Origin of the sequence: Microvirga pakistanensis (assembly GCF_004458765.1) — a bacterium.
GTDB lineage: Bacteria > Pseudomonadota > Alphaproteobacteria > Rhizobiales > Beijerinckiaceae > Microvirga > Microvirga pakistanensis.
In genome coordinates this window covers 215,236-237,655 of the sequence record NZ_SPJX01000167.1, presented here as the reverse complement: position 1 = coordinate 237,655, position 22,420 = coordinate 215,236, and the positions used below count along the sequence as shown (strand labels likewise).

The following is a 22,420-nucleotide window of genomic DNA, read 5'->3' as shown; positions in this document are numbered from 1 at the left end:
CATGCGTTAAACGCAGCAATTAACAACCGATGCTAACAGGGCGTTGAATCATGGCCGATACAAAACATGCGCCGCATGGGGGCTACAGTCCGGATATGGATGGCCCTACCCATGAGGTGACTTACAACGGATTCGTGCGGTTTGCCGAGATCGGCACTGCCGTCGTCGTCTGCCACGTGCTGGCCCTGGCGGTCGGCGGCATCAAGCATGCCTGGCTGACGGCGATTTTCGGGGTCATCCTCTCGCTCGCGTCCGGCGCGATCGGGGCCATCGCCCCGTCGATCGGGGTTCGGGCCCCGGTGGCCGTGGGTGTTCTTCTTCTGCTTGCACTCATCCTCTACTGACTTCGCAACAAGGCCCTGTTTTCAGGGCCTTTTCTTTGTCCCAACGATCGCAGGGGAGCATCATGCGCATCGCCGTTCTTTCCGAGACCGAGGGAGCGGAGACCCGCGTCGCCGCGACCCCTGAGACGGTCAAGAAGTTCAAGGGCCTGGGGGCGGACGTGGCCGTCCAGGCGGGGGCAGGGGACAAGGCCGGCATCCGGGATGCCGAGTTCGAGGCGGCGGGCGCCGCGATCGCGTCCTCCCGCGAGGAGGCCCTGCGGGACGCGGATGTGGTCCTCAAGGTGCGCCGCCCGGCTCAAGGAGAGCTTGCGGGCGCCAAGCCCGGCGCGCTCGTCATCGCCATCATGGACCCTTATGGCCAGGACGAGGCGCTCAGGAGCATGGCCGATGCGGGCGTCGCCGCCTTCGCCATGGAGCTGATGCCGCGCATCACCCGCGCCCAGGTGATGGACGTCCTGTCCTCCCAGGCCAATCTCGCCGGTTACCGCGCCGTGATCGACGCCGCCGCCGAATATGGCCGCGCCATGCCGATGATGATGACGGCCGCCGGCACGGTACCGGCGGCCCGCATCTTCGTCATGGGCGCGGGCGTCGCCGGCCTCCAGGCCATCGCCACCGCCCGCCGCCTCGGCGCGGTGGTCACCGCCACCGACGTGCGCCCCGCCGCCAAGGAGCAGGTGGAGAGCCTGGGCGCCAAGTTCGTCGCCGTGGAGGACGAGGAGTTCAAGCAGGCCGAGACCGCCGGCGGCTACGCCAAGGAGATGTCGGCCGAGTACCGCGAGAAGCAGGCGGCGCTGGTCGCCTCGCACATCGCCAAGCAGGACATCGTCATCACCACGGCCCTGATCCCCGGCCGCCCCGCGCCCAAGCTCGTCAGCCGCGCCATGGTCGAATCCATGAAGCCCGGCTCCGTGATCGTGGATCTCGCGGTCGAGCGCGGCGGCAATTGCGAGCTCGCCGAGCCGGGTCAGGTCACGACCCACAACGGCGTGAAGATCGTGGGCCACCTCAACGTGCCCGGGCGCCTCGCCGCCACCGCTTCCAGCCTCTACGCGAAGAACCTCTACGCCTTTGTCGAGACGCTGGTGAACAAGGACACGAAGGCACTGGCCGTGAAGTGGGACGACGAGCTGGTCAAGGCCACCTGCCTGACCCGCGACGGCGCCATCGTCCACACCGCTTTCCAGCCGACCGCTTAAAACCGTCCAGGGGAGGACACCATGGCAACGCTTACGCCCGAACAGGCCGTCGAGCAGGCCCGAGCGGCGGCCGAAGCCGCCCGGCGATCGGCCGAAGCCGCGCAGACCATCGCAGACCAGGTGGCGGAGGCCGCAGGAAACGCCGCCGCGGTCGTGACCCACGGCGCGGTGGACCCCACCGTGTTCCGCCTGGCCATCTTCGTGCTGGCGATCTTCGTCGGCTATTACGTGGTCTGGCAGGTCACGCCGGCGCTGCACACGCCGCTCATGTCGGTCACCAACGCGATCTCGTCGGTGATCGTGGTCGGCGCGCTCCTGGCCGTCGGCGTTCCGCTGACGGTGGAGGGAACGGGCCTGGCACGGATCTTCGGGTTCATCGCCCTGGTGCTCGCCGGCATCAACATCTTCGGCGGCTTCCTCGTCACCGAGCGCATGCTCGCCATGTACAAGAAGAAGGGATGAGGCCATGTCGGGAAACATCTCGAACCTTCTTTATCTGGTGTCCGGCGTCCTCTTCATCCTGGCGCTGCGCGGCCTGTCCCACCCGACCACCTCGCGACGGGGCAACCTGTACGGCATGGCGGGCATGGCGCTCGCCATCCTGACCACGCTCGCCTTCACGACGCCTGCCGGTCTCGGCGGCTGGGGTCTCGTCATCCTGGGCCTCGCCATCGGCGGCGGCGCCGGTGCCGTCATCGCCCGGCGCGTTCCCATGACGGCGATGCCGCAGCTGGTGGCGGCCTTTCACTCGGGCGTCGGCCTTGCCGCGGTGTTCGTCGCCGCCGCCGCCCTGTATGCGCCGCAGGCTTTCGGCCTGTTCCACGACGGACCCGGGGGGCAGGGCCTCGGTCCCGCGGCCCGGATCCCTGGCGGCTCGCTGTTCGAGATGGGGCTGGGCGTCGCCATCGGGGCCATCACCTTCACGGGCTCGGTGATCGCGTTCCTGAAGCTCGACGGGCGCATGTCCGGCAAGCCGATCCTGCTGCCGAGCCGGCACCTGATCAATATCGGCCTCGGGCTGCTGCTGCTGGTGCTGCTCGTCGCCTTCATCTCGTCGGGCAACCACGTGGCCTTCTGGCTCATCGTGCTGGTGTCCTTCGTGCTGGGCGTGACGCTGATCATCCCCATCGGCGGCGCGGACATGCCCGTCGTGGTGTCGATGCTCAACTCCTATTCGGGTTGGGCGGCGGCGGGCATCGGCTTCACCCTGGGCAACCTCGCGCTCATCATCACGGGCGCGCTGGTGGGCTCCTCGGGCGCGATCCTGTCCTACATCATGTGCAAGGGCATGAACCGCTCCTTCATCTCGGTGATCCTCGGGGGCTTCGGCGGCGAGACCGCAAGCGCTGCGGCCGGCGCCGTCGAGACCCGGCCCGTGAAGCAGGGCTCGGCGGACGACGCCGCCTTCATCATGAAGAATGCCGCGAAGGTGATCATCGTGCCGGGCTACGGCATGGCGGTGGCGCAGGCGCAGCACGCCCTGCGCGAGATGGCGGACGAGCTTAAAAGCGAAGGCGTCGAGGTCAAATACGCCATTCACCCGGTGGCGGGCCGCATGCCGGGCCACATGAACGTGCTGCTCGCCGAGGCCAACGTTCCGTATGACGAGGTGTTCGAGCTCGAGGACATCAACGGCGAGTTCGCGCAGGCCGACGTGGCCTTCGTGATCGGCGCCAACGACGTCACCAACCCGGCGGCCAAGACCGATCCGAGCTCGCCGATCTTCGGCATGCCGATTCTCGACGTGGAGCGGGCCAAGACCGTGCTCTTCATCAAGCGCGGCATGGGCTCCGGCTATGCGGGCGTCGAGAACGAGCTGTTCTTCCGCGACAACACCATGATGCTCTTCGGCGACGCCAAGAAAGTGGTCGACGAGATCCTCAAGAACCTCTGAGGCAACCGCAGCAGGCATGGAAGCAATGCCCGGCTTCGTGCCGGGCGTTTTGCCCTTCATGATAGCGCGAAACGCATGAAAGCTCGGAAGACCCTCATGCCCCCGATCACCCTTCGCACCGCCTTGCCCCAGGATCGCAGCACGGTCGTCGAGCTGATCCACCAGCTCAATGTGTTCGAGGCCGACCTCGTCGGCGACCGGCGACGGGACTACGGCGGCGCCGAAGCCTATTACGACGAGCTGATGATGCGGCTCGCCCGGCGCAAAGGGCGGATCATCCTGGCCGAAGAAACCGAAATCGTCGTCGGCGCCATGGGCTTCTCGCTCGACCAGGATGCGGCCTATGTGGCGGACGAGGTCCGCCAACACGGCACGGTCACGGACCTCATCGTTCACGCGGAATGGCGAGGCAGGGGGATCGGGCAGATGCTGCTGAACGAAGCGGAGCGCCTCACGAAGGAGGCGGGTCTGACGCGCCTCATGATCGGCGCCCTCGTGGCGAATGAGCGCGCCGTCGGAACCTACACCCGATTTGGCTTCGAGCCCTATGTGTCGTTCCTGAAGAAGGAGCTGTGAAAAAGCCGGCGCAGTGCGCCGGCTTTGAAGAACACCGATGGGGTTGTCCGGCTACCCGCGGAACAGGCTCGCCACTCCGCCCTGGAGGCGGGAGCTGCCCTGGCGGGCCACCGCGTTCGAGCTGTCGATGCCGAGCGCGCGCTGGTAGCTCTCGATCGCCTGCTGGCGGTCGCCCTTGCGCTCGAGCGCCACGCCGCGCCAAGCCCAGGAATCGGCGTCCCGGTTGTTGACGTTGAGCGCCGCGTTGAAGTCCTCGATGGCCTTGTCGAACTGGTTCGTAGCCACGTAGCTCTGGCCGCGGGCCGCGTAGGGAGCCCCGACGAAGGGATTGCGGTCGATGGTGGCGTCGAAGTCCAGGATCGCCTGCTGGTGCATGCCCTGGCGCTGGTAGAGCAGTCCGCGGGAATGGAGCGCCTCGGCGGATTCGGGCAGCAGGCGGGTGGCCATGTTCAGGTCGTTGAGGGCTTCCTGGTAGTTGCCCTGGACGCGCAGCAGGTTGGCGCGGCCGATATAGGCGGGACCGTAATTCGGATCAGCCTGGATCGAGCGGCTGAAATCCGCCAGCGCCTGGTCGTTCCGGTTCGTCTGGCGCAGGGCGAGGGCCCGGTTCGTATAAGCCGGGGCGTAGTTGGGATCCAGCTGGATGGCCTTGGAGAAGTCGGCCATGGCGTCGCTGTAGCGGCCGACGCGGGCATAGGCCGCGCCACGGGTGTTGTAGGCGCTCGGATCGTTCGGATTGCGCTGGATGACGTCGGACAGGGAAGCGATGTTCACTTGGCTCGTGCCCTGCGTATCCTCCTCCACCACAGCGATGCGCTGGGTGGGGGCGCCGCCACCCACCGTACTGCAGGCGGCAAGGCTCACGGCGGTCAGGGCGAGGCTCAGGGGCGCAAAACGGCGAATCGATAGGGCGATCACCTTTGTCTCCAACTTCTTTGACTCAAACACGATTGAGGGGAGGTTTAGGGGATAAACCTTAACAGCCGTGAAACACGGCAACAGAAAGGCGGTCGAGAGGAAAAAGTCAGAGACCTGCCAAAGGCTTGGGGCAAAAGGTCGCCGCCGGCCTAGAGTATCGGCAGCGCATCGTCGGACCGGAAAACCGGGTCCGCTTTTCACTGACGTGGCCCTTCGGGTCGCTGACGCGGCCCTCTGGGTCCGCACGATGCGCTAGCCACAACATGCAAACAGCGCCCCTGCTCGCGCAGAGGGCGCTGATTCACAATCGACGGAATGGCCTCAAAGGGCCTGCGTCAAGATCTTAGCGAGCCGTCGTGCGCGGCTTGGAAGGCAGAAGGCCTTCGCGCTGCATGCGCTTGCGGATGAGCTTGCGGGCACGGCGGACGGCCTCGGCCTTCTCGCGGGCCTTCTTCTCCGACGGCTTCTCGTAGTGGCCACGGAGCTTCATCTCGCGGAAGATGCCCTCACGCTGCATCTTCTTCTTGAGAGCGCGGAGCGCCTGATCGACGTTGTTATCCCGGACAAGAACCTGCACGCGAATTCCTCGTATTTTGAGCCGTTTCGATTGTGTAAAAGAAAAACGAGGCGCGTCTTGCGCACCTCCATTGGCTGGCGTCGATAGCAGAAGAAGCCTTGCCTGTCCAGGGTTCCTTCCGACAAAAGCGCCGAACCAGGGCGATAACGCCGCTCGATCCGAAAGGTTCAGGCCTTGTCCGGAAAAACCCGGGTCACGTGGCCCATCTTGCGGCCGGCCCGGGCCTCGGCCTTGCCGTAGAGGTGCAGGTGGGCGCCAGGCTCGGCCAGGATGCGCTCCCACTCGTCGGCATCGTGGCCGATGAGGTTCTTCATCTCCACGCGGCCCAGGCGCGCGGTCTCTCCCAGGGGCCAGCCGCAGACGGCGCGCACATGCTGCTCGAACTGCGAGGTCGCGGCGCCACCCAGGGTCCAGTGGCCCGAATTGTGCACCCGGGGGGCGATCTCGTTGACCACCAGGCGCTCCTGGCCGTTCTCCGTGACCAGGAACAGCTCCACCGCCAGCACGCCGACATAATCCAGGGCATCGGCGATGGTTCGGGCGATCCGCACGGCGTCCGCCTCGGTTGCCGCCGCAACGCCCGCCGGGACCCGGGTGGTGTCGAGGATATGGTGCCGGTGCTCGTTCGCGCACAGATCATAGGCCGCGAAGGCCCCGGAGGCGGTGCGGGCCGCAACGACGGAGACCTCCCGCTCGAAGGGCACGAAGCCCTCGACGATGGCGGGAGCATGACCCACCTCGGCCCATGCGGCGGCCAGGTCGGTCTCCGGGCGGATCATCACCTGGCCCTTGCCGTCGTATCCGAAGCGCCGGGTCTTGAGCACGGCGGGCCGCCCCAGGCGCTCGGCCGCCTCGGCGAGCTCCGCCTCGCTGGAGAAGGCCGCGAAGGGCGCGACCGGGATGCCGAGGCCGGATATGAAGGTCTTTTCCAGGAACCGGTCCTGCGAGACCGCGAGCGCCTGGGCATTGGGCGCGAGCAGCGTATGAGCGCTCAGGATCGAGGCGGTCTCGCTCGGCACGTTCTCGAATTCGTAGGTCACCACGTCCACGGCCCTGGCGAAGCGCACGAGGGCCGCCTCGTCCTCATAAGGGGCGATGGTCACGTCCGCCGCCACCTCGAAGGCCGGGCTGCCCTCATCCGGTGCGTAGACATGGGTTCTCAGGCCGAGCTGCGCCGCCGCCATGGCGATCATGCGGCCGAGCTGGCCGCCGCCGAGGATTCCAATGGTGCAGCCGGGACGGATCATGGGCGTTCAGCCTTCGTTGGAGGGGCGCTCGGCCACGCTCTCGCTCTGGCGCCTGCGCCAGGCGTCGAGCCGGTCGGCCAGAGCGGAATCGTGGAGGGCGAGCACGGCGGCGGCGAGAAGCGCCGCGTTCACGGCCCCGGCCCGGCCGATGGCCAGCGTCCCCACCGGGATCCCGGCGGGCATCTGCACGATGGAGAGAAGGCTGTCCTGGCCCGAGAGGGCTTTCGATTCCACGGGAACGCCGAAGACGGGCAGCGGGGTCATGGAGGCGGTCATGCCCGGAAGATGCGCCGCGCCGCCCGCGCCCGCGATGATCACCTGGAAGCCCTCCGCCTTGGCGCCCTTGGCGAAGGCGACGAGCCGGTCCGGTGTCCGGTGCGCCGACACGATGCGCGCATCGTAGGCGACGCCGAGGGCATCGAGCGTCTCGGCGGCATGACGCATGGTCGCCCAGTCCGACTGACTGCCCATGATGATGGCAACGGGGACGCTCGCCATGATGTGCTCCGGCTTCGAAGGCCTCGAGGGATGTCAGCCGGACATAACGAACGCGCCTCCGGCAGGCAAGGCCGCAGCGGAGAGAAAGCGCGGCCTTGTCAGGCGATGATGTCGGGCGTGAGCTGGTCCTCGAGCCGGATGATCTGATCCTTCAGGGCAAGCTTTCGCTTCTTGAGGCGCTGAACCTGGAGTTGATCCCCGGCGATCATGCTCTCGAGAGCATCGATCGCCATGTCGAGGTCGCGGTGCTCCTGCTTGAGGCGTGCCAATTCCGCTTCCAGTTCGGCCAATTCGGTCATTGAAAATCAATCCAAATGTCCGTGTCGCGAGGGACCCGGCGAGAGGGTCGGATTATGCTATCAAGGCTTCTGAAGGGCAAGCCGGAGGCATCATCTTCTACTCTCGATTTTGTGACTTTTCGCCTTCGACTCGCCACACTGTGGTTGGCAAAATAACCCCGTCAGTAATCAGACAGGAGGAACTGACATGCCGCTACAGAACCATCTGACGGAGCTCGAACGGAAGCATCGGGCCCTCGAACGCGAGATCCAGGATGCCCTCAACAGGCCAGCCTCGGACGACATGAGACTCGCGGAGCTGAAGCGGAAGAAACTCCAACTGAAGGATGAGATTACCCGGCTGAGAACTTCAGATACGGCGGTGCATTAAAGGCCGTCCTCAGGACATTTCCACCAAGAGCCGTCGCTTCCTCCATGGAGCGGCGGCTTTTTCATGAAGCGGCTTAGATGAGACCGCTCGCACCGTCATAGATGAGCTTCGCACCAACCAGCACCAGCAGGACGTAGACTGCCGTGTAGAAGCTCTGGCCCGACACCCGCCGCACGAGCAGGACGCCGGCCCAGGTGGAGACGATGGCCACCGGAAAGAGAGCGGCCGCGGTTGCGAGATTCTCGGCCGTGAACTGGCCCAGCGCCACATAGGGCGGCACCTTGAGCCAGTTGAGGATCGCGAAGACGACCGCGCCGGTGCCGACGAAAACGTTCCGCGGCAGCTTCTGCGGCATCACGTAGACCTGGAAGGGCGGCCCGCCCGCATGCGCGATCATGCTGGTGAAGCCGGTTGCCCAGCCCCAGAAGAGCCCCCGCGGCGTGTCGGCCGGCGTGGCGGCCGGCGGTGTGGCGCTGCGCTCCAGCGCCATCCGGCGAACGGCGAAGCCGATGGAGATCACGCCCACGGCGAGCTTGATCGCCGCGTCCGAGACTTGGGCCGCCAGAAGATAGCCCGTGAGGATGCCTGCGAGAGCTCCCGCCACCAACAGCACCACGTTGCGCTTGTCCCAAGCGTGCCGGTAGGCCCAGACGGAGACCACGTCCTGAACGATCAGGATCGGCAGCGTGATGGCGGCGGCCTGCACCGGAGAGACCACCAGCGCCATCAGGGGCAGCGAGAGAAGTCCCAGCCCCGAAAAGCCGCCCTTGGCCAGTCCCAGGAGCGTGACCGCCGGAACGGCGGCGGCATAGAAAAGCGGATTGGTGATCATTCGAAGCCTTGAGAACTCGTCGAAAGTCGCCGCTGACCACGGCTGCGCTGCCTGCTACCACAATTGCGAACACGCGTCTCATGCAGTGACAGCAACGGGGAAACGCCATGCCATCCACCCAAAGCCGCTATCATGAGGTCTATGCGCGCTGGAAGTCCGATCCGGAGGCCTTCTGGCGCGACGCCGCCCGGGAGATCGACTGGTTCAAGCCCGCCGAAAAAATATTCGATCCCCACGCGGGAGCCTATGGTCGGTGGTTCGTCGGGGCCGAGTGCAACACGTGCCACAACGCCGTCGACCGGCACGCGGCGACGCGCGGCGATCAGGCCGCCATCATCTATGACAGCCCGGTCACGCAGTCGAAGCGCACCATCTCCTACGCCGAATTGCAGGACGAGGTGGCAACGCTCGCGGCCGTGCTGCAGGACATGGGAGTCGGCAAGGGCGACCGGGTCATCATCTACATGCCGATGATCCCCGAGGCCGCGTTCGCCATGCTGGCCTGCGCCCGCATCGGGGCGATCCATTCCGTGGTGTTCGGCGGCTTCGCCGCGAAGGAACTGGCGACCCGCATCGACGACGCCAAGCCGAAGGTGATTCTCTCCGCCTCCTGCGGGATCGAAGGCGCCAAAGTCGTCCCCTACAAGCCGCTGCTCGACGAGGCGATCCACCTTTCCGCGTCCAAGCCCGACGCTTGCCTGATCCATCAGCGCCCGCAACTCGAATGCTCGCGCCTGGAGGGACGCGACCTCGACTGGGCGCAGGAGGTTGCCAGGGCCAGGGCCTCCGGCAAGAGGGCCGATTGCGTTCCCGTCGCCGCCACCGATCCGCTCTACGTGCTCTACACCTCGGGGACCACCGGCAAGCCCAAGGGCGTCGTGCGCGACAACGGCGGGCACATGGTCGCGCTCAAGTGGAGCATGAGCAACTTCTTCGGCGTCGCTCCGGGGGAGGTGTTCTGGGCCGCATCCGATGTCGGCTGGGTGGTGGGCCATTCCTACATCGTCTACGGCCCGCTGCTCCACGGCTGCACGGCCATCCTCTACGAAGGCAAGCCCGTGGGAACGCCGGATGCGGGGGCTTATTGGCGGGTGATCTCCGAGCACGGGGCCGTGACGTTGTTCACCGCACCCACCGCCTTCCGGGCCATCAAGAAGGACGATTCGAAAGCGGAGCTTCTGAGGAAATACGACATCTCCGGCTTCAGGGCCCTGTTCCTTGCGGGCGAGCGGGCCGATCCCGACACGGTCAAATGGGCCGAGGACATCCTGAAGGTGCCGGTGGTCGACCATTGGTGGCAGACCGAGACCGGCTGGCCCGTGGTCGGCAACCCGCTCGGGCTCGGGGCGCTGCCGATCAAGCACGGCTCGCCCACCGTGCCGCTGCCGGGCTACACGGTCGAGGTTCTGGACGAGGGCGGCAAGGCGGTGGCGCCCGGCACCATGGGAGCCATCGTCCTCAAGCTGCCGTTGCCTCCGGGCGCCCTCCCGACCCTCTGGCAGGCGGAGGAGCGCTTCAAGGAATCCTATCTCACCGTTTATCCGGGCTACTACAACACGTCGGATGCGGGCTATATCGACGAGGACGGCTACGTCTGGGTGATGGGCCGCACGGACGACATCATCAACGTCGCGGGCCACCGTCTCTCCACCGGAGGCATGGAGGAGGTGCTGGCCTCCCATCCCGCCGTCGCCGAATGCGCCGTGATCGGCATGAAGGACCAGCTCAAGGGCGAAGTGCCGTGCGGCTTCGTCGTGCTGAAATCCGGCGTGCAGCAGACACCTCCTGAGATCGAGAGCGAACTGGTGGGCCTGGTGCGCGAGAGGATTGGCCCCGTGGCGGCCTTCAAGCTCGCCATCACCGTGCCGCGCCTGCCGAAGACGCGATCGGGAAAAATCCTGCGCGGCACCATGAAGAAGATCGCCGACGGCGACACATGGAGCATGCCGGCCACGATCGACGATCCTGCGATTCTCGACGAGATCGGCGACGTGCTGAAAAGCAGGGGGGTGACGGGCTGACGGCCCGGCTTCCTCCGCCATGGCCGTGCTCGCCACGGCCATCCACGTCTTGAGACGCACGGCGCGTGAAAGACGAAATGCCCGCAAACGAAAAGGCCCGGAGCGATCCGGGCCTTTTGCGTGTCTTATTCCTCGTCGTCCGAGCGCCTGAGCTGCTTGAGCTTGGCGAAGACCGAGTTGACGTCGATGTCTTCCTCCTGCGGCTTCGGGCGGCTCATGTCGGCGAAGGGCTCGTCGCGCGCGGGCTCGGCCGTGGTGATCTCGGCCGGCATCAGGGTGCTGCCCTGATCCTGCGGCTCCACCTGCGGGCGGTCCTTGGCGGCGCGCTGCACCTCGAAATCCAGATCGATCTGCGAGCACAGGCCCAGGGTCACCGGGTCCATCGGGGTGAGGCTGGCCGAGTTCCAGTGGGTGCGCTCGCGGACCTGCTGGATCGTGGTCTTGGTGGTGCCCACCAGGCGCATGATCTGAGCGTCCTTGAGCTCGGGATGGTTGCGCACGAGCCAGAGGATCGCGTTGGGGCGGTCATGACGGCGGGAAACGGGGGTGTAGCGCGGACCCTTCTTCACGCGCTTCTGCTCGGGCAGCTTCACGCGGGATTCGGCGAGGCGCAGGCGGTGGTTGGGGTTGTCTTGAGCCTTCTCGATCTCCTCGCGGGTCAGCTGGCCCGTGGTGATCGGATCAAGGCCCTTGATGCCTGCCGCAACCTCGCCGTCCGCGATGCCCTTCACCTCGAGCGGGTGGAGCTTGCAGAAATCGGCGATCTGGTCGAACGACAGGGATGTGTTCTCGACGAGCCAAACGGCCGTCGCCTTCGGCATCAGCGGTCCCTGGGACATGGGGCGAACCTCCTTCGAGCCGGGCACCGGCCATCGGCGCCGCACGGCAAAACTCTCTTGCGCTCCGAACCGGTCCGGACCGGAGCATCTCGTCTCACGTTGTGAGGGAAACGAGATGATTATAGGGAGCGTGGGGCGATGTTGCAAACTTTAAAGGCGCAAAACGATCTTCCCGATATGCTCGCCGGCGTCCATGCGGGCATGCGCCTTGGCCACGTCGTCCAGCGCAAAGGTTGAGTCCATCACGGGTTTGCACCGCTCCTCCTCCAGCAGTGGCAACACCTTGGCTTCCAGCGCCTCGGCAATGGCGGCCTTCTCCGGCACCGAGCGGGAGCGCAGGGTCGAGCCGGTATGGGTGAGGCGCTTGAGCATGAGGCGGCGAAAGTCGAGTTCGACCTTGCTGCCCTCGAGAAAGGCGATCTGCACGATGCGCCCGTCCTGGGCCGCCGCCTCGTGGTTGCGCGGAATGTAGCCGCCCCCGACCATATCGAGGATCACGTCCGCGCCCCGTCCCCCGGTGCTGTCCTTCACCACGGCGACGAAGTCTTCCGAGCGGTAATTGACCGCCACGTCGGCTCCGAGCCGCCGGCAGGCCTCGCATTTCTCCGGAGAGCCCGCCGTGGCGATCACGGTCGCCCCGAAGGCTTTCGCGAGCTGGATGGCGGTGGTGCCGATGCCCGAGGTGCCGCCATGGACGAGAAGCGTCTCGCCGGGTTTCAGGCCACCGCGCTCGAACACGTTCGTCCAGACGGTGAAATAGGTTTCCGGGATCGCGCCGGCTTCCTCGAAGGACAGCCCTTCGGGGACGGGCAGGGCGTTGCTCTCGTGGACGACGGCATAATCGGCATAGGCGCCGCCGGCCACCAGAGCCATGACCCTGGCTCCGAGCGGGAAGCGATTGGCGTTCGGATCCGAGCCCACCACCTCGCCGGCGAATTCGAGGCCGAGGATGTCGGGCGCGCCGGGGGGAGGGGGATAGCCGCCCTGGCGCTGGATCACGTCCGGGCGGTTCACGCCCGCGGCTCTCACCCGGACCAGGATTTCGCCTTCGCGGGGCTGGGGCACCGGCCGCTCGACCATGGTCAGGACGTCCGGACCGCCGCTGCCCTCGGCGATCACCGCGCGCATCGTGCCCGGAATCGGCTCCATAATTTCCCTCCTTTGGTCAAGCTCCGCTCATATAGGGCGAAGTTGGCAAGGCGTGCATGCCGGATTAACGTTCGAGAGAAATCTCTTCAGGAGGAGAATGCCATGGCTTTCGATCCCTTTGCCGACGAGCCGCGGATAACGGTCAGTGCCCATGAGATCGGTCAGGACCTGTCGATGCTCTCCGTGGATGAGCTCGACGAGCGTGTTGCCTTGCTGGAAAAGGAAATCGCCCGCCTGAAGGAAGCGAAGGCCGCCAAGGAGGATTCCCGCGCCGCCGCCAGCGCCTTCTTCCGGCTCGGTCAAGGTTAACCCATTTTTAAGGGCTCCAGGCGCTTCATGAAGGCGTCCGGTTTTCTCCCACTGGACGGGCTGAGTGGTTCTTCCTCCCACTCTTGTTCGACGCGTCCCTGTTCGACTTGAAGAGCCGCCCCTGGCGGCTCGATTTTTGCCCGGCTTCTCGCGCTTAACCTTAAGAAGAGGTTACCAGAGCATCCTGCAAAAGCCCGTTCTATATTCCCCTCCGACATCGAACATTGCCTGGCTTGGAGCGAGGCAGAACGCCTTGGGAGACGGTGGGTGAGCGAACCCGACGTGATCAAACTTGACGTCGATCCTGTCCGCTTCGGGCAGAGCTTCGTGGGGTCGGAGGCCTTCACGGCCCTGTTCCAGGAAGGGATGGAACTGGTCGAGGAAACGGCCGCCTATCTCGACGGCCAGGGCCGCGAGGACTCGCGCCTCCTTCGGCGCGAGGCGAGCGTGGCCTATGCTAGCGAGAGCATGCGCCTGACCACGCGCCTCATGCAGATTGCTTCGTGGCTTCTGCTCCAGCGCGCCGTCGCGGAGGGCGAGATCACTCCCGACCAGGCCCGCGCCGAGAAGGCTCGGGTGCGTCTGAACTCGACGGAAACGGCCACGACTCTGGTGGAATACGAGGCCTTGCCGATACGTCTGCGCGAGCTGATCGGGCTCGCAACCCGTCTCCACGCGCGCATCCTCCATCTCGAGCGCCTGCTTTCGGAGGTGGAAGCGGCCCCGCCGCAGCCGCAGGGACAGAACCCGGTGGCGGCCCAGATCGGCCTTCTGGAACGGGCCTTCGCCCAAGCCGAATGACCCTAGCGCATCGTGCGGACCCAGAGGGCCGCGTCAGCGACCCGAAGGGCCACGTCAGTGAAAAGTGGACTCCGCTTTTGGGTCCGATGCTCTCACGAAAAAGCCCCGCGAAAGCGGGGCTTCTTGCATTCCGGGACAATCCGGGGAGGCGGATTACTTCTTGCCGCCGATGCCCAGGTTGCCGAACTTCGAGGTGAAGCGCGACACGCGGCCGCCGCGGTCGAGCAGCTGCTGCTGGCCGCCGGTCCAGGCCGGGTGGGTGTTCGGGTCGATGTCGAGGTTGAGGGTGTCGCCCTCTTTGCCGTAGGTCGAGCGAGTGGTGTACTCGGTGCCGTTGGTCATGACCACCTTGATGAAGTGGTAGTCGGGATGATCGGTTTCTTTGCGCGCCATTGCCATAGTCCTTCTCGCGGCCAGCCACATCTGGTCAGCCCGCAGCGTAAGATCGAGCCTGAATTGGTGAATGCGCGCCTATACCTCACTTAGAACCTTGAAACAAGCCGGGGCAAAGGTGTTAAACCGCTCCCAACCGCGAATTCCGCCAATGAAGGCTGCCATGGCCGATCTGCCAAACTCTCGAGCCCGCCCCAAGGCCGCGCTCAGCGCCCTGACACCGCTCGTTCCCTACGGCCTCGCCTACAAGGGCCGGATCGCGGCGGCGCTGGCGGCGCTCGTCCTGGCGTCGGCGGCGACCCTGGTGGTGCCCATCGCCGTGCGCCGGGTGGTGGATTTCGGGTTCTCGGAGCAGGGGCGGGCCTACATCAACGCCTATTTCGCGCTTCTGATCGTGGTGGTGGCCGTGCTCGCGGTCTCAAGCGCCCTTCGTTATTACTTCGTCATCACCCTCGGCGAGCGGGTGGTGGCGGATCTGCGGTCCGCCGTGTTCCGGCACCTGACATCCCTCGACCCGGCCTTCTTCGACCAGACCAAGAGCGGCGAGATCGTCTCGCGGCTCACGGCCGACACGACCCAGGTGAAGGCCGCCTTCGGGGTGAGCATCTCGATCGCGTTGCGCAATGTCTTCCTGTTCCTGGGCGCCGTCGTGCTCATGATCATCACGAGCCCGAAGCTCTCGGCCCTCGTGCTGCTGGCCATTCCGGTGATCGTGCTGCCCCTGGTCTTCTCGGGGCGGGCGGTGCGGCGGCGCTCGCGGGCGGCCCAGGACAGGCTCGCCGATGCCTCGGCCTATGCGGCGGAGGCCATCGGGGCGGTGCGGACCATGCAGGCTTTCGGCATGGAGAGCCTCACCGCCTCCCGCTTCGCGCTCGCTGCCGAGGGGGCTTTCGACGCCGCGCGCCTGTCCACCACCATGCGGGCGTTCCTGACGGGCGCGGGCATCTTCATGGTCTCGGCCAGCGTGGTGGCCGTGCTCTGGTACGGCGCTCAGGACGTGCTCGCCGGCGAGATGACGGGCGGCCGGCTCTCGCAATTCGTGCTGTATGCGGTCTTCGCCGCGAGCTCCTTGGGCCAGCTCTCCGAGGTCTATGGCGAACTGTCGCAGGCAGCCGGCGCCGCGGAGCGCCTGGGCGAGATCCTCGCGGCCAAGCCCGCCATCGAAAGACCGCGGGAGCCGAAACCCCTGCCGGAGCCCTCCCTCGGCACCGTGGCCTTCGAGGAGGTGCATTTCGCCTATCCCACCCGTGCCGAGCAGCGCGCGCTCCATGGCCTGAGCTTCACGGTGGCGCCGGGAGAGCGGGTCGCGATCGTCGGTCCCTCAGGGGCCGGCAAGAGCACCATCCTCCAGCTGCTGCTGCGCTTCTACGATCCTCAGGACGGCACGATCCGGGTCGACGGGGTGCCGGTCACCGAGGCCGATCCGTTCTCCTTGCGCGCCCGCATGGCCCTCGTGCCGCAGGAGCCCACGATCTTCGCCGCGAGCGTTCTCGACAATATCCGCTACGGCCGTCCGGAGGCCTCGGAGGACGAGGTGCGCCGCGCGGCGGAACTCGCCTCCGCCCATGGCTTCATCCAGGCTCTGCCGCAGGGCTATGCCACCCTCATCGGCGAGCGCGGGGTGACCCTCTCCGGCGGCCAGCGCCAGCGTCTTGCCATTGCCCGCGCCATCCTCAAGGACGCGCCGATCCTGCTTCTCGACGAAGCGACCTCGGCGCTGGACGCGGAGAGCGAGCGCAAGGTCCAGGAGGCTCTCGACCGGCTCATGGAGGGCCGCACCACCCTCGTGATCGCCCACCGCCTCGCCACCGTGCGCTCGGCGGACCGCATCCTCGTCATGGACAACGGCCGGATCGTGGAGGAGGGGACCCACGATGTCCTGCTCCACAGGGGCGGCCTCTATGCGCGTCTTGCCCGGCTTCAGTTCACGGGCGAGCGGGAGCAGGGTCTCGCCGCCGAGTAGCGCCTCGCGGTGAACCAATCCCTCGCCCTGGTGTTGGTTTCAGGCCGACGCAGATCGGCTCTCGAACAGGACGAGGGAGGTCAGGGATGGCGGCCACCTTCAGAAGGCACCCGCAGGACTCTGCCCGCATCAATCTCCACGAGGATTGGGAGATGCGCTACTGGTCCGACAAATGGGGCGTTCCGCGCCAGCAGATCATGGACACGGTCAAGCGTGTCGGCCTGCAGGTGAAGGATGTCGCCCGCGCGCTCGGCAAGAGCGCCTGACCGCGCAAGCGCGTCTTTAGCCTCACCGCTCGGTCAGCTTGAGCTCGATGCGCCGGTTGCGCGCATAGGCCTCTTCCGTCGTGGTGTTGTCGAGGGGCTGGAACTCGCCGAACCCGGCTGCGACGAGGTGCTGGGGCTGGACGCCCCGGGCGACCAGGGCCTGGACGACCGCGATGGCGCGGGCGGAGGAGAGAGCCCAGTTCGACGGGAATTGCGGGGTGCTGATCGGGCGCTGGTCCGTATGTCCGTCGACCCGGATCACCCATGGAATATCCGGCGGAACCTGCTTTTCCAGCTCGATGAGCGCGCTCGCGATGCGATCGATCTCGCCCGAGGCTTCCGGGCGCAGGTTCGCCTGGCCGACGGGGAAGAGCACTTCCGATTGGAAGACGAAGCGGTCGCCCACGATGCGCACGTCGGGCCGGTTGCCGAGGATCTGGCGCAACCGCCCGAAGAAGTCCGAGCGGTAGCGGGCGAGCTCCTGCACCCGCTGGGCCAGCGCCACGTTGAGCCTGCTGCCGAGATCGGCGATGCGGGCCTGGCTTTCCCGGTCACGGTTTTCGGAGGCCGCGAGCGCCTCCTCCAGGGCCGCGAGCTGGCGGCGCATGGCGGCGATCTGCTGGTTGAGGATCTCCACCTGGCTTAAGGCCCGTCCCGTGGCCTGCTTCTCGGCTTCCAGGGCCGCGTTCAGCTCTCCGGCCTGGCTCTGCGCCGCGCTGCCGGAATCGAGCAACCCCTGCAGGCGGGCGCGCTCGGCCTCGTTGGCCCTGAGGGTGCTCTGGAGGGAGGCGAGGCTCTCCTCGGTCGTGCGACGGCCGGAGCGTTCCAGGGAGAGAAGATCGGTCAGTTCCGCGATCTGCCGGTTGAGCCGCTCGAGCACCGTGTCGCGGCCCGAGATCTCGGTGGACAGGAAGAACTGGCCCACCGTGAACACCGAGATCAGGAAGATGATGGCGAGCAGCAGGGTGGACAGGGCGTCCACGAAGCCCGGCCAGTAATTGATCTGGCTCATGCCCCGGCGGCGTCCTCCTGAGCTCGAGGTGGGCATCAGGGCAGCCTTTCACGGGAAATGCGGTCGAGCACCTGCTTCAGCTCCTTCTCGCGGGTGGCCTGGGCCTCCACCCAGTCGCGGATCATCTGCTGCTCCGCGCGCATGTGCTGGACGAGGCCCTGGACGCCCTCGGCGAGGTTCGCCATGGCCTGGGTCGCCGCGCGGCCGCCCGCGCCGTCGTTCACGGCGGCGGTGAGCCGGTTGAGAGCCAGGGCGAGATCCTGCGGAGCGGCCGCGTGCATGGGAGCGCCGGCGCTGGTATCGGAGGTGGTGGTGGCGAGCCAATCCTCAAGTTCCGTATAGAAGCGGCTCTGGGCCTGGCCGGCCTGGAGATCGAGGAAGCCGAGGATGAGCGAGCCGGCCAGGCCGAAGAGCGAGGCCGAGAAGGACAGGCCCATGCCCTGGAGCGGGCCGGCGAGGGAGTTCTTCAGCTCGTCGAAGAGCGCGGCGGTGTCCTGGCCCGTCCGCAGGGATTTGATGATGTCGCCGACGGAGCCCACGGTGTCGATGAGGCCCCAGAAGGTGCCGAGAAGGCCGAGGAAGACCAGGAGGCCCGCCATGTAGCGCAGGATCTCGCGGCCTTCGTCCAGGCGTGCGCCGACCGAGTCCAGAAGCGAGCGCATGGCGGCGATCGACAGCGAGTTCCCGGACCGGTTGCTGATGAAGGCCGCCATGGGGGCGAGCAGCACGGGCGGGGTGGGGGCGACGAGCCCCTCCTCGGTCTGCCGCAGGGTGTTGACCCAGCGCACCTCCGGGAACAGGCGCCAGACCTGGCGGATCGCCAGGATGATGCCGATGAACATCACGCCCAGGATCAAGGCGTTGAGCCCGGGATTCGCCTGGAAGGCCTCCCAGATCTGCCGGTACAGGATGAAGGCGATGAACCCTGTCAGAACCAGAAAGACCGCCATGCGGACGAGATAGATCCGCGGTGGGGTAAGAGGTTGGTCCGCCATCGTTATCCTGTGCTCATGTGCTTCGGGACGGGTCTAATGTGACCGCCCCGGCGGCGGGGATCAAGCGCGAGCACGCCCTCCCCTGGGGACACGAACAAAAATATCGGCCGGCGCCAATCAGCCTCTGGCCTTTTTCAGGAGCTTGAGGAGCTCGCGATGCATGGTCTCGTTGCCGCAGACGATGGAGCCCATGGCCAGGGGGTTCGGACCGCCGTCAGCATCGGACACGAAGCCGCCGGCCTCGCGCACCATGAGGATGCCCGCCGCCATGTCCCAGGAGCTCAGGCCGCGCTCCCAGTAGGCATCGAAGCGGCCGCAGGCCACATAGGCAAGGTCGAGGGAGGCGGCGCCCCAGCGGCGCATGCCGCCCACCTGGGCCATCACGGAGGCGCATTCGCGCAGGAAAAGGCCGTGGTCGCCCTTGCCGATATGCGGCAGGCCGCAGCCCACGACCGCGTCGGGGATCTCGGTGCGGGCCGCCACGCGGATGCGGCGGTTGTTGAGATAGGCGCCCTTGCCCTTCTCGGCGATGAACAGCTCATCCTTCGCGGGATCGTAGATCACGGCCGCGACGATCTGGCCGTCGCGCTCGAGGCCGACGGAAATCGCGAATTGCGGCAGGCCGTGGAGGAAGTTCGTGGTGCCGTCGAGCGGGTCGATATGCCAGCGGTGGCTGGTATCGGTGCCTTCGACGATGCCCTGCTCCTCCATGACGAAGCCGTAGCCGGGGCGGGCCTTCTCGAGCGCCTCGCGGAGGATCTTTTCCGCCTTGCGGTCGGCGGCGGACACGAAGTCGCCGGGGCCCTTGCGGGAGACCTGCAGGTTCTCCACCTCGCCGAAATCGCGCTTGAGGGAGCGCGAAGCCTTCATCACGGCATCGGTCATGACGGTCATGAGGGGCGAGCGGATCATAGGGCTAAGTCCTGGCAAAGAGCGAATTTCGAGACAGTGGTCGATGAACCACGGGAGTGACGGCGTCAAGCGGGAGATAACCGAGCCGGTGCTCAATTGATCCCTGCTTCGGCGTTTTCGTGCGAGCGAACGTTCTTCGTCATGGCCGTGCTTGTCACGGCCATCCACGTCTTTGATCGCCGGGTTCCAAGACATGGATGCCCGGCACACGGCCGGGCATGACGATCGGCGCCAGAACTATCTCATCCCGAGCCGCTCGGCGGCGAGCCTCTCGGCGCGGGTCCGCTCGTCGGCGGTGAGGTCCTTCAGGGCGTTGTCGAGCCACTGATCGGTGAGGCCCTGGGCGGCGGCGAGGATGTGCCAGGCGGCCGCATCGATCTTGTTGGCCGGGACGCCTCGCCCGGCCGCCAGCAGGCGCGCCAGGCGGTTCTGGGCGATGGCGTTGCCCTTGGCGGCGGCGCGGCGGAAATAGCGCGCCGCCTGCGACTCGCTTTTCGCGACGCCCTCGCCGTTGAAGAGCAGGATGGCGTATTCCACCTCGCCCACGGAGCTGCCGTTCTTGGCGGCGCGCTCGAACAGGCGGGCGGCCTCGGAGGGGTTCTTGGCCACCCCTCGGCCCTGGAGGTAGAGCACGCCGAGCGCGTGCTGCGCGTCGGGAATCTCCGCATCGGCCGCCTTGCGCAGCAGCGCGACCGCCTGCTCCAGGTCCATGTCGGAGCCGCTGGTGATGAGCAGGAGCCCGAGATTGTAGCAGGCGACCGCATTGCCCTTGGCGGCGGCCTTTTCGAGCCAGGCCTTGCCTTGAACGGGGTTCTTCTCGACGCCGCGTCCGTCGAGGGCCATGAGCCCGAGGGACGACATGGCATTCGGGTCGCCGCGCTGGGCCGCCAGCAGGTACCATTCGGCGGCCTTCTTCGGATCGAACTTCACCCCAAGGCCCTGGTTGTAGAGTTCGCCGAGGAGGGTCATGGCGGCGGTGTCGTTCCTGTCCTTCTCCAGCCGCAGGGTCGCCTCGCGGAAGGCCGTCTGATAGAGGCCGCGCTGATAGGCGCCATAGGCGAGATCGGGCCCGGCCGCGTGGGCCCCCGCAGCGGAGGCCAGCAGCAGGACGCCGCCGATCAATCCGTGGATCCGCATCAGCGCGAGGCCTCCAACCGGCCGAGGATCTCGGCCGCCGCCTTGACGGCCGCGGCCGGACCGTCCGGGTGGTGCCACACGGCGTCCCCGAGGGCGATGAACTCGGCCTGCGTGGCCGCAAGGGTCTCGACCGCCGCGAGGTCTGGCGCGAAGGCCGCGCAAGGCGTCTCGAAGATCTCCGCCCACCAGGCGGCACGCTCGGCGACGCTGTCCAGGGAGGGCAGGGAGCCGTCGGGGCGCGGCTCGCCGAAGAGCAGGTAATCGACTCCGGCCTCTCCCATGGTCATGGCGTCGTCCTTGGTGCGGATCCCGCCCACTCCGACGGCGCGCTCGGCTTTCAGGCGCTCGCGCAGCTCCCGGACGAGGTCCAGGTCCTGGCCCGACACATGGGCTCCGTCGGCGCCGCCGCGAACGGCCACGTTGGCGAGATCCGCTTCGCCCTCGGTGGAGACGATGACGGCTGCTCCATGCTCCTGGGCCGCGGGGGCAACCGCCTTCACCAGATTGACGAGGCTGCGCTCGTCGGCCGCGGGCAGGCGCAGCAGCACGGCCGCCACCGCACCGTCCTTGCAGGCCTCGGCCAGCGTGGGAGCGAAGGAGGTGTCTTCCAGCACGGGGGTGATGAGATAGAGGCGGGTGGGCTCGGACATCGGTTGCGGCACTCGGAAAAGTGAGACTGGCATCCCATAACGAAAACGGGGCCGTCTTGCGAGGCCCCGCTTGTCGATGAGGATTAAGGCGAAAACCCGTTCGGTTATTCCGCCGCCTGACGGCTTGCACCGAAGGTCGGGTCGAGCTCGCCCGACGCATAGCGCTTGGCCATCTCGGCCAGGGTGTAGACCCGCTTGATCTTCGAGGCCTGGCCGGCGGTGTTGAACTCCTGCAGGCGCTGCTTGCAGAGCTTCGTCATCGCCTCCATGGCGGGCTTCAGGTACTTGCGGGGATCGAACTCGCCCGGGTTCTCGGTCAGGACCTTGCGGATCTGGCCGGTCATCGCCATCCGGTTGTCGGTGTCGATGTTGATCTTGCGCACGCCGTGCTTGATGCCGCGCTGGATCTCTTCCACCGGAACGCCCCAGGTCGGCTTCATCTGCCCGCCGTACTGGTTGATGATGTCCTGCAGGTCCTGCGGCACGGAGGACGAGCCGTGCATCACCAGGTGGGTGTTCGGGAGCTTCTTGTGGATCTCCTCGATCACGTGCATGGCCAGGATCGCGCCGTCGGGCTTGCGGGTGAACTTATAGGCGCCGTGCGAGGTGCCCATGGCGATGGCGAGCGCGTCGACCTTGGTCTCGGCCACGAACTTCACCGCCTCGTCCGGGTTCGTCAGAAGCTGGTCGTGGGAGAGCTTGCCCTCGGCGCCATGGCCGTCCTCGGCCTCGCCTTCACCGGTTTCGAGAGAGCCGAGCACGCCGAGCTCGCCTTCCACCGAGATGCCGCCGAGATGGGCCATCTCGACCACCTTCTTGGTGACAGCGACATTGTAGTCCCAGTCGCCCGGGGTCTTGCCGTCGGCCTTGAGCGAACCGTCCATCATGACGGACGTGAAGCCGGCCTGGATGGCGGTCATGCAGGTGGCGGGCTCGTTGCCGTGGTCGAGATGCACGCAGACCGGAATGTGCGGATAGATCTCGGTGACGGCGTCCATCATGTGCTTGAGCATGACGTCGTTGGCGTAGGAGCGTGCGCCGCGGCTCGCCTGGATGATCACCGGCGCATCGACCTCACTGGCGGCCGCCATGATGGCGAGCGCCTGCTCCATGTTGTTGATGTTGAAGGCAGGCACGCCGTAGCCTTGCTCGGCGGCGTGATCCAGAAGCTGCCTCATGGTGATGCGGGCCATTTAGTCCTCCGTATTGGTCTTGGTTT

General features: G+C 66.6%; 26 protein-coding genes. 11 read left to right on the top strand and 15 right to left on the bottom strand.

Going from position 1 to position 22,420, the window contains the following annotated elements; translation table 11 throughout:
- The first annotated feature begins 50 nt into the window (after positions 1-50).
- The 5 genes from E4K09_RS07140 to E4K09_RS07120 all read left to right on the top strand — a co-directional run bounded on the left by E4K09_RS07140 (position 51) and on the right by E4K09_RS07120 (position 4,013).
- Positions 51-344 (top strand): aa3-type cytochrome c oxidase subunit IV, encoded by a 294-nt coding sequence (locus E4K09_RS07140; RefSeq protein WP_134496056.1) that lies wholly within the window; start codon positions 51-53, stop codon positions 342-344.
- A 62-nt stretch (positions 345-406) separates the two neighbouring features.
- A complete protein-coding gene (locus E4K09_RS07135) occupies positions 407-1,543 on the top strand; it encodes a Re/Si-specific NAD(P)(+) transhydrogenase subunit alpha (protein ID WP_134496055.1) in 1,137 nt (378 codons plus the stop codon).
- Between the two features lie 21 nt (positions 1,544-1,564).
- Positions 1,565-2,005: a proton-translocating transhydrogenase family protein gene (locus tag E4K09_RS07130; RefSeq protein WP_134496054.1), complete on the top strand. Its 441-nt coding sequence runs from the start codon at positions 1,565-1,567 to the stop codon at positions 2,003-2,005.
- A gap of 4 nt (positions 2,006-2,009) precedes the next feature.
- Positions 2,010-3,437, top strand: a complete 1,428-nt coding sequence (locus E4K09_RS07125) for an NAD(P)(+) transhydrogenase (Re/Si-specific) subunit beta (protein WP_134496053.1) — start codon at positions 2,010-2,012, stop codon at positions 3,435-3,437.
- Positions 3,438-3,533: 96 nt separating this feature from the next.
- Positions 3,534-4,013 carry a GNAT family N-acetyltransferase gene (locus tag E4K09_RS07120; RefSeq protein WP_166802203.1) on the top strand — a complete coding sequence of 160 codons (480 nt, stop codon included), beginning with the start codon at positions 3,534-3,536 and terminating at the stop codon, positions 4,011-4,013.
- Positions 4,014-4,064: 51 nt separating this feature from the next.
- Here the strand turns inward: E4K09_RS07120 and E4K09_RS07115 are convergent, their stop codons facing one another.
- The 5 genes from E4K09_RS07115 to E4K09_RS07095 form a co-directional block, all read right to left on the bottom strand.
- Positions 4,065-4,931: a tetratricopeptide repeat protein gene (locus E4K09_RS07115; RefSeq protein WP_134496051.1), complete on the bottom strand. Its 867-nt coding sequence runs from the start codon at positions 4,929-4,931 to the stop codon at positions 4,065-4,067.
- A gap of 343 nt (positions 4,932-5,274) precedes the next feature.
- On the bottom strand, positions 5,275-5,508 hold the full coding sequence (gene rpsU, locus E4K09_RS07110) for a 30S ribosomal protein S21 (protein WP_134496050.1): 234 nt from the start codon (positions 5,506-5,508) through the stop codon (positions 5,275-5,277).
- 167 nt (positions 5,509-5,675) lie between these two features.
- On the bottom strand, positions 5,676-6,755 hold the full coding sequence (locus E4K09_RS07105) for a 5-(carboxyamino)imidazole ribonucleotide synthase (protein ID WP_134496049.1): 1,080 nt from the start codon (positions 6,753-6,755) through the stop codon (positions 5,676-5,678).
- A gap of 6 nt (positions 6,756-6,761) precedes the next feature.
- The gene (purE, locus tag E4K09_RS07100; protein ID WP_134496048.1) at positions 6,762-7,253 is read right to left on the bottom strand and encodes a 5-(carboxyamino)imidazole ribonucleotide mutase; all 492 of its coding nucleotides are present in this window, start codon (positions 7,251-7,253) and stop codon (positions 6,762-6,764) included.
- Positions 7,254-7,351: 98 nt separating this feature from the next.
- On the bottom strand, positions 7,352-7,552 hold the full coding sequence (locus E4K09_RS07095) for a YdcH family protein (RefSeq protein ID WP_134496047.1): 201 nt from the start codon (positions 7,550-7,552) through the stop codon (positions 7,352-7,354).
- Positions 7,553-7,739: 187 nt separating this feature from the next.
- Between E4K09_RS07095 and E4K09_RS07090 the strand changes: the two genes are divergently transcribed.
- Complete coding sequence (locus E4K09_RS07090) at positions 7,740-7,922, top strand: YdcH family protein (protein WP_134496046.1); 183 nt, start codon at positions 7,740-7,742, stop codon at positions 7,920-7,922.
- A gap of 73 nt (positions 7,923-7,995) precedes the next feature.
- On the opposite strand, the gene E4K09_RS07085 is transcribed toward E4K09_RS07090, so the two are convergent.
- A complete protein-coding gene (locus E4K09_RS07085) occupies positions 7,996-8,754 on the bottom strand; it encodes a sulfite exporter TauE/SafE family protein (protein WP_134496045.1) in 759 nt (252 codons plus the stop codon).
- Positions 8,755-8,861: 107 nt separating this feature from the next.
- On the opposite strand from E4K09_RS07085, the gene E4K09_RS07080 reads away from it, so the two are divergent.
- On the top strand, positions 8,862-10,775 hold the full coding sequence (locus tag E4K09_RS07080; RefSeq protein ID WP_134496044.1) for a propionyl-CoA synthetase: 1,914 nt from the start codon (positions 8,862-8,864) through the stop codon (positions 10,773-10,775).
- Between the two features lie 125 nt (positions 10,776-10,900).
- Here the strand turns inward: E4K09_RS07080 and E4K09_RS07075 are convergent, their stop codons facing one another.
- A complete protein-coding gene (locus E4K09_RS07075) occupies positions 10,901-11,614 on the bottom strand; it encodes a DUF1013 domain-containing protein (protein ID WP_134496043.1) in 714 nt (237 codons plus the stop codon).
- A gap of 150 nt (positions 11,615-11,764) precedes the next feature.
- Complete coding sequence (locus tag E4K09_RS07070; protein WP_425293820.1) at positions 11,765-12,766, bottom strand: NAD(P)H-quinone oxidoreductase; 1,002 nt, start codon at positions 12,764-12,766, stop codon at positions 11,765-11,767.
- 99 nt (positions 12,767-12,865) lie between these two features.
- On the opposite strand from E4K09_RS07070, the gene E4K09_RS07065 reads away from it, so the two are divergent.
- Together E4K09_RS07065 and rcdA are read left to right on the top strand one after the other, a co-directional pair.
- Complete coding sequence (locus E4K09_RS07065; protein ID WP_134496041.1) at positions 12,866-13,072, top strand: DUF1192 domain-containing protein; 207 nt, start codon at positions 12,866-12,868, stop codon at positions 13,070-13,072.
- Positions 13,073-13,339: 267 nt separating this feature from the next.
- On the top strand, positions 13,340-13,873 hold the full coding sequence (gene rcdA, locus E4K09_RS07060; RefSeq protein WP_134496040.1) for a protease adaptor protein RcdA: 534 nt from the start codon (positions 13,340-13,342) through the stop codon (positions 13,871-13,873).
- Between the two features lie 153 nt (positions 13,874-14,026).
- Here rcdA and rpmE read toward each other — a convergent pair whose 3' ends face one another.
- On the bottom strand, positions 14,027-14,266 hold the full coding sequence (gene rpmE, locus E4K09_RS07055; RefSeq protein ID WP_193557260.1) for a 50S ribosomal protein L31: 240 nt from the start codon (positions 14,264-14,266) through the stop codon (positions 14,027-14,029).
- 163 nt (positions 14,267-14,429) lie between these two features.
- Between rpmE and E4K09_RS07050 the strand changes: the two genes are divergently transcribed.
- Together E4K09_RS07050 and E4K09_RS07045 are read left to right on the top strand one after the other, a co-directional pair.
- Positions 14,430-16,229 (top strand): ABC transporter transmembrane domain-containing protein, encoded by a 1,800-nt coding sequence (locus E4K09_RS07050; RefSeq protein WP_134496038.1) that lies wholly within the window; start codon positions 14,430-14,432, stop codon positions 16,227-16,229.
- A gap of 86 nt (positions 16,230-16,315) precedes the next feature.
- Positions 16,316-16,495 (top strand): DUF3606 domain-containing protein, encoded by a 180-nt coding sequence (locus E4K09_RS07045; protein WP_134496037.1) that lies wholly within the window; start codon positions 16,316-16,318, stop codon positions 16,493-16,495.
- Positions 16,496-16,517: 22 nt separating this feature from the next.
- Here E4K09_RS07045 and E4K09_RS07040 read toward each other — a convergent pair whose 3' ends face one another.
- The 6 genes from E4K09_RS07040 to fba form a co-directional block, all read right to left on the bottom strand.
- Positions 16,518-17,543, bottom strand: coding sequence for a peptidoglycan -binding protein (locus E4K09_RS07040; RefSeq protein ID WP_134496036.1), 1,026 nt, complete (start codon positions 17,541-17,543; stop codon positions 16,518-16,520).
- Entirely contained in the window at positions 17,543-18,502 is a 960-nt protein-coding gene (locus E4K09_RS07035) for a MotA/TolQ/ExbB proton channel family protein (protein WP_134496035.1), read from the bottom strand. Before E4K09_RS07035 ends, E4K09_RS07040 begins: the two co-directional genes overlap by 1 nt.
- A 117-nt stretch (positions 18,503-18,619) precedes the next feature.
- Positions 18,620-19,414 carry an inositol monophosphatase family protein gene (locus E4K09_RS07030; protein ID WP_134496034.1) on the bottom strand — a complete coding sequence of 265 codons (795 nt, stop codon included), beginning with the start codon at positions 19,412-19,414 and terminating at the stop codon, positions 18,620-18,622.
- A gap of 237 nt (positions 19,415-19,651) precedes the next feature.
- Complete coding sequence (locus E4K09_RS07025; protein WP_134496033.1) at positions 19,652-20,551, bottom strand: tetratricopeptide repeat protein; 900 nt, start codon at positions 20,549-20,551, stop codon at positions 19,652-19,654.
- Positions 20,551-21,201, bottom strand: coding sequence for a thiamine phosphate synthase (locus E4K09_RS07020; RefSeq protein ID WP_134496032.1), 651 nt, complete (start codon positions 21,199-21,201; stop codon positions 20,551-20,553). Before E4K09_RS07020 ends, E4K09_RS07025 begins: the two co-directional genes overlap by 1 nt.
- A gap of 104 nt (positions 21,202-21,305) precedes the next feature.
- Positions 21,306-22,394, bottom strand: a complete 1,089-nt coding sequence (gene fba, locus E4K09_RS07015) for a class II fructose-bisphosphate aldolase (protein ID WP_134496031.1) — start codon at positions 22,392-22,394, stop codon at positions 21,306-21,308.
- Positions 22,395-22,420: the final 26 nt, after the last annotated feature.

What these genes read in the sequence shown, in the direction of transcription:
- E4K09_RS07140 (WP_134496056.1), top strand. Translation starts at nt 51, where the DNA reads ATGGCCGATACAAAACATGCGCCGCATGGGGGCTACAGTCCGGATATG.
- E4K09_RS07135 (WP_134496055.1), top strand. Translation starts at nt 407, where the DNA reads ATGCGCATCGCCGTTCTTTCCGAGACCGAGGGAGCGGAGACCCGCGTC.
- E4K09_RS07130 (WP_134496054.1), top strand. Translation starts at nt 1,565, where the DNA reads ATGGCAACGCTTACGCCCGAACAGGCCGTCGAGCAGGCCCGAGCGGCG.
- E4K09_RS07125 (WP_134496053.1), top strand. Translation starts at nt 2,010, where the DNA reads ATGTCGGGAAACATCTCGAACCTTCTTTATCTGGTGTCCGGCGTCCTC.
- E4K09_RS07120 (WP_166802203.1), top strand. Translation starts at nt 3,534, where the DNA reads ATGCCCCCGATCACCCTTCGCACCGCCTTGCCCCAGGATCGCAGCACG.
- E4K09_RS07105 (WP_134496049.1), bottom strand. Translation starts at nt 6,755, where the DNA reads ATGATCCGTCCCGGCTGCACCATTGGAATCCTCGGCGGCGGCCAGCTC.
- purE (WP_134496048.1), bottom strand. Translation starts at nt 7,253, where the DNA reads ATGGCGAGCGTCCCCGTTGCCATCATCATGGGCAGTCAGTCGGACTGG.
- E4K09_RS07095 (WP_134496047.1), bottom strand. Translation starts at nt 7,552, where the DNA reads ATGACCGAATTGGCCGAACTGGAAGCGGAATTGGCACGCCTCAAGCAG.
- E4K09_RS07090 (WP_134496046.1), top strand. Translation starts at nt 7,740, where the DNA reads ATGCCGCTACAGAACCATCTGACGGAGCTCGAACGGAAGCATCGGGCC.
- E4K09_RS07085 (WP_134496045.1), bottom strand. Translation starts at nt 8,754, where the DNA reads ATGATCACCAATCCGCTTTTCTATGCCGCCGCCGTTCCGGCGGTCACG.
- E4K09_RS07080 (WP_134496044.1), top strand. Translation starts at nt 8,862, where the DNA reads ATGCCATCCACCCAAAGCCGCTATCATGAGGTCTATGCGCGCTGGAAG.
- E4K09_RS07075 (WP_134496043.1), bottom strand. Translation starts at nt 11,614, where the DNA reads ATGTCCCAGGGACCGCTGATGCCGAAGGCGACGGCCGTTTGGCTCGTC.
- E4K09_RS07065 (WP_134496041.1), top strand. Translation starts at nt 12,866, where the DNA reads ATGGCTTTCGATCCCTTTGCCGACGAGCCGCGGATAACGGTCAGTGCC.
- rpmE (WP_193557260.1), bottom strand. Translation starts at nt 14,266, where the DNA reads ATGGCGCGCAAAGAAACCGATCATCCCGACTACCACTTCATCAAGGTG.
- E4K09_RS07050 (WP_134496038.1), top strand. Translation starts at nt 14,430, where the DNA reads ATGGCCGATCTGCCAAACTCTCGAGCCCGCCCCAAGGCCGCGCTCAGC.
- E4K09_RS07045 (WP_134496037.1), top strand. Translation starts at nt 16,316, where the DNA reads ATGGCGGCCACCTTCAGAAGGCACCCGCAGGACTCTGCCCGCATCAAT.
- E4K09_RS07040 (WP_134496036.1), bottom strand. Translation starts at nt 17,543, where the DNA reads ATGCCCACCTCGAGCTCAGGAGGACGCCGCCGGGGCATGAGCCAGATC.
- E4K09_RS07035 (WP_134496035.1), bottom strand. Translation starts at nt 18,502, where the DNA reads ATGGCGGACCAACCTCTTACCCCACCGCGGATCTATCTCGTCCGCATG.
- E4K09_RS07030 (WP_134496034.1), bottom strand. Translation starts at nt 19,414, where the DNA reads ATGATCCGCTCGCCCCTCATGACCGTCATGACCGATGCCGTGATGAAG.
- E4K09_RS07025 (WP_134496033.1), bottom strand. Translation starts at nt 20,551, where the DNA reads ATGCGGATCCACGGATTGATCGGCGGCGTCCTGCTGCTGGCCTCCGCT.
- E4K09_RS07020 (WP_134496032.1), bottom strand. Translation starts at nt 21,201, where the DNA reads ATGTCCGAGCCCACCCGCCTCTATCTCATCACCCCCGTGCTGGAAGAC.
- fba (WP_134496031.1), bottom strand. Translation starts at nt 22,394, where the DNA reads ATGGCCCGCATCACCATGAGGCAGCTTCTGGATCACGCCGCCGAGCAA.